Source organism: Phytopseudomonas flavescens, assembly GCF_900100535.1.
GTDB lineage: Bacteria > Pseudomonadota > Gammaproteobacteria > Pseudomonadales > Pseudomonadaceae > Aquipseudomonas > Aquipseudomonas flavescens.
Window position 1 is genome coordinate 246,591 of the sequence record NZ_FNDG01000008.1, and the last position, 8,029, is coordinate 254,619.

Here is an 8,029-nt window from a genome sequence, read left to right on the forward strand (position 1 = left end):
CTGCATGGGTTTCGGCGCCGACGCTCCATCGGCTGGCGACAGCAGTGAGCTGGCTTAGCTATAGTGGATGAAACAAACAGAGGACACCTCCAATGAGCGACACCCACGAACGCCGACGTTTCCAGCGCATCGCCTTCGATGCACCCGCTGAGATCGTCCAGGGCGAGCGGATCTGGCAAGTGGAGCTTCACGACATCTCGTTCAAGGGCGTGCTGGTTCGCCGCCCGTGGAACTGGGAAGGCGGTAGCGGTGAGGATTATCTGCTGCGCGTCAATCTCGCGGACAAACTGCAAGTGGTGATGCAGGTCGAGCTGGTGCACCGCGAAGAGCGCGTGCTGGGCTTCCTGTGTCACCACATCGACCTCGATTCCATGAGCCACCTGCGCCGCCTGGTCGAACTCAACCTGGGTGACGATCAACTGCTGGAGCGCGAGCTGGCGGCACTGTGCGGGGACGACTGAGCGCCATGCGGCGTCCTGCCGCGCCTGGGCTCCGGCAATGATTGACTTCGGTCAAGATTCGCTGATGTGCCGAATCGCAGGATAGAGACGAACCCAACAGGGGAACATTCCCCACGGAGGCATCGTCATGATCAGCGCCCCTATCGCCCAGGCACTCGACTTCCCTTCGCAGCGTCAGGCACAGCGCCCGGCACGCCCCAGCGCCTGGCTGGCTCGTATCGGCCAGCGCATGCAGCGCCGCCGGCAGGCTGATGCAGTCTGCCCGGTCCACTGAGACAGGTTTGGCCAGGCGCGGGGGCGCTTACTCGAAGAGCGCGTCCAGGGCCTGTTCGAGGCGGGTCACGGCAACCACCTGCAGGCCCGCCGGGGGCTCTTTCGGTGCATTGCCCCTGGGCACGATGGCACGCTTGAAGCCGTGCTTGGCCGCCTCCTTGAGACGCTCCTGACCACTGGGCACCGGACGTATTTCGCCTGACAGGCCGACTTCGCCAAACACCAACAGATCGTGCGGCAGCGGCCGGTTGCGCAGGCTGGACATCACCGCCGCCATCAGCGCCAGGTCGGAGGCGGTCTCCAGCACCTTCACCCCACCGACCACGTTGAGGAATACGTCCTGGTCATAGGTGGGTATGCCGCCATGCCGATGCAGCACCGCCAGCAGCATGGCCAGGCGGTTCTGGTCCAGCCCCAGGGTCACCCGGCGCGGGTTGGCCATGTGGCTGGTGTCGACCAGCGCCTGCACTTCCACCAGCATCGGCCGGGTGCCTTCCCAGGTCGCCATGACGATGCTGCCCGGCACTTCCTCCTGAGCCCGGGTGAGGAAGATCGCCGAAGGGTTGGAGACTTCCTTGAGGCCCTTGTCGGTCATGCCGAACACGCCCAGCTCGTTGATCGCGCCAAAACGGTTCTTCACCGCGCGCAGCAGGCGCAGGCGGCCATCGGGATCGCCCTCGAAATACAACACGGTGTCGACCATGTGCTCCAGCACCCGCGGCCCGGCCAGCGCGCCTTCCTTGGTGACGTGGCCGACCAGAAAGATCGCCGTACCGCTCTGCTTGGCGTAGCGCACCAGCAAGGCTGCGCTCTCGCGTACCTGGGCGACACCACCGGGCGCCGATTGCAACTGCTCGGTGAAGATGGTCTGGATCGAGTCGATCACCATCACCTTGGGTCGCTCCTGGCGAGCGGTGGCGATGATGCTTTCGATGCAGGTCTCGGTCATCACCTTGAGCTTGTCCTCGGGCAAGCCCAGGCGCCGGGCACGCATCGCCACCTGCTGTTGGGATTCCTCGCCGGTGACGTAGAGCGCCGGGAAACGCTGGGCGACGTTACACAGCGTCTGCAGCAGGATGGTCGACTTGCCGATGCCGGGATCGCCACCGATCAGCACCACCGAGCCATCGACCAGCCCCCCACCGAGCACCCGGTCGAGTTCAGCAGAAGCGGTGGAAAAGCGCGGCATCTCCTCGACACTGACTTCGGCAAGGGTCTTCAACTGAGCCTGGGCGCCAGCCCAGCCCGTACGCCCGCTGGGCGTCGCCGCACCGGCTTCGAGCATGGTTTCGGTCAGGGTATTCCAGGCGCCGCACTCACCGCACTGCCCGGCCCACTTGGGAAAGGTCGCGCCGCACTCGGTGCAGCCATACAAGCGTTTGGCCTTGGCCATGGCAATCGTCCTGCTGGAAAGCGAAGGCCGAAACGATACCGAACAACTGGATAAATTTACAGACATTCAGCGCACAGACCCTAGCAGCAGGCAGAGCAGACGCCGATAATGCAACGCTCACCCGCGAGCGACCTGCCATGTCCATCGAACTCGTCCCTGCCAGCGCCGAGCAACTGCCGCTGATCAGCAACCTCTACCAGTTCTACGCCTACGAGTCCTCGGACTGGGAGCAGGAGGACGTCGAAATCGATGGGCGCTTTTATGTTCATCAACCGCACCTGCAGCGCTATTGGCAGGCCGAGGGCTGGAGCGCACAGCTGATCCTGGTGGATGGCTTCATCGCCGGCTTTCTGTTGCTGGAGGCTTATGACGAGCGGGGCGAGGCAACGATGGAATTCGCCGACCTGTTCGTTCTACGCAAATACCGCCGCCTGGGCATCGGGCGGGCGGTGCTGCAGCAGGTGGCAAACGACGGTCGCCGCTGGCTGATCTGCTGTTACCAGCAGGACGAACAGGCCAGCGCCTTCTGCGAACAGGTGCTGGGCGAGCTGCCGCTGAACGTGGAAGAACTGGACGCGACCGAGGATGCCCCCGGGCTGCGCCGCTTTATGCTGCAGCCTTAGCCCGGTGCGATATCCGTCGCAGCCTGCGGTCGGGCACGGCGATACCCGGGAGTCGGCAGCGCTCTCGGCAATGGCTGCGCAGGAGAGCACAGCCCGCAGCGAGCGGCGTCAGCGCGAGCAGTTGTTGCCGCAGTTGCAGCATCCACCTTCGGCCTTGCGAACCTGGCGAGCCAGATCCTCACGCAACCCGGAGCGCTGCAGCTTGAGCGCCGAGAGCGGCAAACCGTCAGGCCGCTCGATGCCATTCTCGATACGGGCGATGCGCCGTTCCACATCGTCGTACTGTTCGGCAAGTGCCGCGTAGGCCGGGTTGCTGCGCAGCGAGGGCTGCAATGGCGCTTCGGGCTGGGCAGAGTAATCGATATGCATGGCCATGCTTCCAGATGGATGAGTTGGGGCCACTGTAGGCGTGGACACGCCGTGCGATATTGATCCCCGTCAACGCTCCCTGCAGCGCCTGCAGGCGTGCACTGGCTGTTTGCAGGCCGCCTTTTGCGGTTGCCGACGAGAATCACTCCTTTAATCAGGTCGGACAATTTCCAGGCCAGGGGGTCACAAGCGATGCGCGCGGCCCGGGGCCTGTTAACACTACCGCCCGGCCCTGCGGGTTGCGCGAAAAATCTTGCCATGCGTTGTTGGAGGACTTGGCAAGGGAAAACGCGGACGGCTAGTCCATTCCCTGCGTCCTCCGTCTAGCGGATCGCCGCCCGGCCTGGCGAGATTTTGCGCAGCAACGCGGCTTGCGCGGTAGCGTTAACAGGCCCCAAAGGCGGTGTATGGCACACGAGCAGGAGTGATTTACACTTCAGCGCACGAATCGGACTGAAAGGAGTTGTAAATGGGCATCATCAACGAGTTCAAGGCGTTCGCCGTGAAGGGCAATGTCGTCGACATGGCGGTCGGTATCATTATTGGTGCCGCCTTCGGCAAGATCGTCTCGTCGTTCGTCGGCGACGTGATCATGCCACCACTGGGCCTGCTGATCGGAGGGGTGGACTTCTCCGACCTGGCGATCACCCTGAAGGCCGCCCAGGGCGATCTGCCCGCCGTGGTGCTGGCCTACGGGAAATTCATCCAGACGGTGATCGATTTCATCATCGTCGCCTTCGCCATCTTCATGGGTGTCAAGGCAATCAACCGCCTCAAGCGTGAAGAGGCCGTGGCGCCTTCGGTACCGCCAGCGCCGACGCCACAGGAACTGCTGCTGGGCGAGATCCGCGATCTGCTCAAGGATCAGCAGCGCAGGGATTGATGCAAACACCGCAAGCGATAACGGCGCCTCAGAGGCGCCGTTATCGTTCATGCGGGCAGCTTACATGGCCTATTGGCCAGTTGCGGGCTTCAGCAACACCCGCGTGACCCGGCGTTCCTTGACCTCGATCACGGTCAGCCCCCAGCCCAGGTACTCGACCTTGTCGCCGATCAGCGGCAGACGATCGAGCAGGCTCATGGCCAGGCCGGCCAGGGTCTGGTAATCGTCCGTCGGGCGTGCGGCGAAATCCAGTCGATCGCGCAACACCGCCAGGTTGACCGCACCGTTGACGCGATACCCCCCCTCCACTTCCTCGACATCCGGGCCCTCCACCTCGCTGGCATCCGGCAGCTCGCCGGCAATGGCTTCGAGAATGTCGGTCAGGGTCAGCAGGCCTTCGAAACCACCGAACTCGTTGACCACGAAGGCCACGTGAGTGGAACCCTGGCGCATCTGCTCCAAGGCACTGAGCACACTGGAGCTGTCCGGCAGGTTGATCGGCGCACGCACCAGGCTTTCGATATCCGGCTGCTGGCCCTTGAGCAATTCCTTGAACAACTCCTTCTTGTGGATGTAGCCCAGGGGCTCGTCACGGGAGTCGTCGCGGGTTACCACAAGCCGCGAGTGCGGCGAATCGAGCAGTGCCTGATGGATCTTCTCGGGGGCATCGTCGAGGTTGATGCGGTCGACCTCCATGCGGTCGGTCATGACCTTCTGGATCGACATTTCCGCCATGTTCAGCACGCCGCTGATCATCACCCGCTCGCGGCGGTCGAACAGCGCGGTCTCGCCCTGTTCGCCTTCGAGCATGTCGGCGATGTCCTCGCCCACCTCGTCGGCCTGCACCTTGCCGCCGAGCATGCGCATCACCGCATGGGCGGTGCGGTCACGCAGACCGCGCTGGCCCTGCAGGCTGCGCTTGCGGCGCGAACGGGCAACCTGGTTGAACAGTTCGATGAGGATCGAGAAACCGATGGCCGCGTACAGGTAGCCTTTCGGAATGTGGAAGCCCAGGCCTTCGGCCGTCAGGCTGAAGCCGATCATCATCAGGAAGCCCAGGCACAGCATGATCACCGTCGGGCGCGCGTTGACGAAGGCCGTCAGCGGCTTGCTGGCGACGATCATCAGGCCGATGGAGATGATCACCGCGATCATCATCACCTCAAGGTGCTCGACCATACCCACGGCGGTGATCACCGCGTCCAGGGAAAACACCGCGTCGAGCACGATGATCTGCGCCACCACCGGCCAGAACTTGGCGTAGGTGCGCGCGCCGCCAGGCTGGTGCACACGGCCTTCGAGGCGTTCGTGCAGTTCCATGGTGGCCTTGAACAGCAGGAACACCCCCCCGAAGAGCATGATCAGGTCGCGTCCGGAGAAGGACTTGCCGAACACCTCGATCAGCGGATCGGTCAGCGTGACCAACCAGGCCATGCTGGCCAGCAGGCCGAGGCGCATGATCAGCGCCAGGCTCAGGCCGATCACTCGCGCGCGGTCACGCTGCTCGGGCGGCAGCTTGTCGGCGAGGATGGCGATGAACACCAGGTTGTCGATGCCCAGGACGATTTCCAGGACGATCAGGGTCAACAGGCCAAGCCAGGCCGTCGGATCGGCGATCCATTCCATTTAGTGTGTAGCTCTCTCTAGGGGAAAACGCAGGCAGCCGAACGCGGCGCGCATGCACAGGGCAGGCACGGAAAGTCTCGGCTGATGGGAAGAATGCGCAACGTTCGGCTGCGCGGAAGGCTGGCACCGGGCGGTGCTGCCTTTGGGAAGTACCGCCCTCGTCCATAACGGCGAGGGCGATCGTCTACTGTCGCTGTCCATGAAGACCGGATAGTGGAAAACAGACCACGCAATCTACTGGAGCGCGAGTCACACTGAAAGCGCTGAGTTTGTAACGGCGCTTTACATGCCTGGCGAAAACCTCGCGAGCGCACCGGGTTTCCACAAGGTCTGTTTACCAGTAGTTTTCCACGGCCACCTGCCCGGGACGACGGGTCAGGCTCAGGTTCAGGCCCCGCGCCTTCAGGCGCTGGCGGATGTCGTCGATCATCTGCGGGTTGCCACAGATCATCAGCCGCGAATGCTCGGGCGTCAGTTGCAGGCCTGCGGCACGCTCCAGCTCGCCGCTGTCGAGCAGCTCGGTGATACGCGCATTCAGGCAACCAGGTGCCTGTTCGCGGGTAATCACCGGCAGGTAGATGAGTTTGTGAGCGTATTCGGCCAGGTGTTCCAGATCGGCGAAACCGTGAATCATCGGCTGATAGGCCAGTTCGGCGACGGAACGTGCGCTGTACACCAGGACGATACGTTCGAAACGCTCCCAGGCCTCGAAGTCCTGCAGCATCGACAGGAACGGCGCGATGCCGGTGCCGCTGCCAAGCAGCCACAGGTCGCGGCCATCGATGAAGCGATCGAGGGTCAGGTAGCCCGTCGCCATTTTCTCCACCAGCAGGGTGTCGTCTGCACGCAGACGACTCAGTTCGCTGGTGAACTCACCACCCGGCACGACGATGGAAAAGAACTCCAGATGCTCGTCGTGGGGCGCGCAGACCAGCGAGTAGGCACGCCAGACCAGCGTGCCGTCGGCCTTCTCCACACCGAGGCGGACGAACTGCCCGGCGCGAAAACGAAACCCCGCATCCCGGGTGGTACGCAGGGTGAACAGGCTCGGGGTCAGGGTCTGCACCTCGAGCAGGGTCTGGCGGGTGAACGTGTCTTCGCTGCTCATCGGCGGCTCCATCGGGACTCAGGCCCGTAGTGTCGCGCAAAGCCGCAGCCGGAAACACCGGTAAAGATCAGGGAAAACGCCAGACCGAGACCAACGGGTGAGTGGATCTCGGCGGGATCGGCGGTGGATAAGCTTGGCGTTATTCCACCCTACGCCAGCAAACGCGGCCAAGAGCGTTTGCTGGCGCTGCGGTTTACAGGGCGTCGCGGCTGCTGGCGCCATCGACCAGGCGGGCGATGCCCAGCGGGTTGGCGTTCTTCAGGGCATCGGGCAGCAGCGCGTCCGGGCAGTTCTGGTAGCACACCGGGCGCAGGAAGCGGTCGATGGCCAGGGTGCCGACCGAGGTGCCACGGGCATCGGAGGTCGCCGGGTACGGGCCACCGTGGACCATGGAATCACAGACTTCCACGCCGGTCGGGTAGCCGTTGAACAGCACGCGACCGACCTTCTGCTCGAGCAGCGCGAACAGCGCGAACAGCGCTTCGCTACCGGGCAGGTCGCCCGGCTCGCTGAGCAGGGTGGCGGTCAACTGGCCGTGCAGGCCATCGATGGCCTTGAGCAGCTCGGCCTGATCGGCCACTTCGACGACGATGGTGGTCGGCCCGAAGACTTCTTCCTGCAGCAGTTCGTCGCCGTTCAGCAACAGGCTGACGTCGGCCTTGAACAGTTGCGGACGGGCCTGGTTGCCTTCCTGCCTGGCGCCGGTCAGGTGGGTGATGCCGGTGTGTGCGTTGAGCGCTTCCAGGCCTTTGACATAGCTCTTCAGGGTGCCGGCATTGAGCATGGTCTGCGGCGGCTGCTCGGCCATCTTGGCGGTGAAGCTTTGCAGGAAGGCGCTGAACTCAGGCGAACGAACGCCGATCACCAGACCCGGGTTGGTGCAGAACTGACCGCAGCCCATGACCACCGACCCCGCCAGCTCGCCGGCGATCTTCTCGCCACGGGCCTTGAGGGCCTCGGGCAGCAGGATCACCGGGTTGATGCTGCTCATCTCGGCGAACACCGGGATCGGTTGCGGGCGCGCCGCGGCCATGTCGCACAGGGCGCGACCGCCTTTCAGCGAACCGGTGAAGCCAACGGCCTGGATGGCCGGGTGCTTGACCAGCGCCTCGCCGACGCCACTGCCGTAGATCATGTTGAACACACCCTTCGGTGCGCCGGTTTTCTCGGCAGCGCGCAGGATGGCTTCGCCTACGAATGCAGCGGTAGCCATGTGGCCGCTGTGCGCCTTGAACACCACCGGGCAGCCAGCGGCCAGCGCGGAAGCGGTGTCACCGCCAGCGGTGGAGAAGG

The 8,029-nt window shown here is 63.9% G+C and carries 9 protein-coding genes; 4 read left to right on the forward strand and 5 right to left on the reverse strand.

Going from position 1 to position 8,029, the window contains the following annotated elements:
• Positions 1-92: 92 nt before the first annotated feature.
• Entirely contained in the window at positions 93-461 is a 369-nt protein-coding gene (locus BLR94_RS13080) for a PilZ domain-containing protein (protein ID WP_084305340.1), read from the forward strand.
• Positions 462-588: 127 nt separating this feature from the next.
• Entirely contained in the window at positions 589-735 is a 147-nt protein-coding gene (locus tag BLR94_RS27515) for a hypothetical protein (protein WP_167359750.1), read from the forward strand.
• A 27-nt stretch (positions 736-762) separates the two neighbouring features.
• On the opposite strand, the gene radA is transcribed toward BLR94_RS27515, so the two are convergent.
• Positions 763-2,127 (reverse strand): DNA repair protein RadA, encoded by a 1,365-nt coding sequence (gene radA, locus BLR94_RS13085; RefSeq protein WP_084305342.1) that lies wholly within the window; start codon positions 2,125-2,127, stop codon positions 763-765.
• Between the two features lie 137 nt (positions 2,128-2,264).
• Between radA and BLR94_RS13090 the strand changes: the two genes are divergently transcribed.
• The gene (locus tag BLR94_RS13090; RefSeq protein WP_084305344.1) at positions 2,265-2,750 is read left to right on the forward strand and encodes a GNAT family N-acetyltransferase; all 486 of its coding nucleotides are present in this window, start codon (positions 2,265-2,267) and stop codon (positions 2,748-2,750) included.
• Positions 2,751-2,858: 108 nt separating this feature from the next.
• On the opposite strand, the gene BLR94_RS13095 is transcribed toward BLR94_RS13090, so the two are convergent.
• A complete protein-coding gene (locus tag BLR94_RS13095) occupies positions 2,859-3,119 on the reverse strand; it encodes a DUF465 domain-containing protein (RefSeq protein ID WP_167359751.1) in 261 nt (86 codons plus the stop codon).
• Between the two features lie 469 nt (positions 3,120-3,588).
• Between BLR94_RS13095 and mscL the strand changes: the two genes are divergently transcribed.
• The gene (gene mscL, locus BLR94_RS13100) at positions 3,589-4,002 is read left to right on the forward strand and encodes a large-conductance mechanosensitive channel protein MscL (protein ID WP_084305348.1); all 414 of its coding nucleotides are present in this window, start codon (positions 3,589-3,591) and stop codon (positions 4,000-4,002) included.
• A gap of 69 nt (positions 4,003-4,071) precedes the next feature.
• Here mscL and BLR94_RS13105 read toward each other — a convergent pair whose 3' ends face one another.
• The 3 genes from BLR94_RS13105 to BLR94_RS13115 all read right to left on the reverse strand — a co-directional run.
• A complete protein-coding gene (locus BLR94_RS13105; protein ID WP_084305350.1) occupies positions 4,072-5,628 on the reverse strand; it encodes a TerC family protein in 1,557 nt (518 codons plus the stop codon).
• Positions 5,629-5,962: 334 nt separating this feature from the next.
• Complete coding sequence (locus BLR94_RS13110) at positions 5,963-6,736, reverse strand: ferredoxin--NADP reductase (RefSeq protein WP_084305352.1); 774 nt, start codon at positions 6,734-6,736, stop codon at positions 5,963-5,965.
• Positions 6,737-6,929: 193 nt separating this feature from the next.
• Positions 6,930-8,029 (reverse strand): aldehyde dehydrogenase (NADP(+)) (locus BLR94_RS13115; RefSeq protein WP_090423706.1); only part of this gene is annotated, 1,100 nt, incomplete at its 5' end.

Excerpts from the sequence above, each read along its gene's own strand:
- BLR94_RS13080 (WP_084305340.1), top strand. The coding sequence starts at position 93 with ATGAGCGACACCCACGAACGCCGACGTTTCCAGCGCATCGCCTTCGAT.
- BLR94_RS27515 (WP_167359750.1), top strand. The coding sequence starts at position 589 with ATGATCAGCGCCCCTATCGCCCAGGCACTCGACTTCCCTTCGCAGCGT.
- radA (WP_084305342.1), bottom strand. The coding sequence starts at position 2,127 with ATGGCCAAGGCCAAACGCTTGTATGGCTGCACCGAGTGCGGCGCGACC.
- BLR94_RS13090 (WP_084305344.1), top strand. The coding sequence starts at position 2,265 with ATGTCCATCGAACTCGTCCCTGCCAGCGCCGAGCAACTGCCGCTGATC.
- BLR94_RS13095 (WP_167359751.1), bottom strand. The coding sequence starts at position 3,119 with ATGCATATCGATTACTCTGCCCAGCCCGAAGCGCCATTGCAGCCCTCG.
- mscL (WP_084305348.1), top strand. The coding sequence starts at position 3,589 with ATGGGCATCATCAACGAGTTCAAGGCGTTCGCCGTGAAGGGCAATGTC.
- BLR94_RS13105 (WP_084305350.1), bottom strand. The coding sequence starts at position 5,628 with ATGGAATGGATCGCCGATCCGACGGCCTGGCTTGGCCTGTTGACCCTG.
- BLR94_RS13110 (WP_084305352.1), bottom strand. The coding sequence starts at position 6,736 with ATGAGCAGCGAAGACACGTTCACCCGCCAGACCCTGCTCGAGGTGCAG.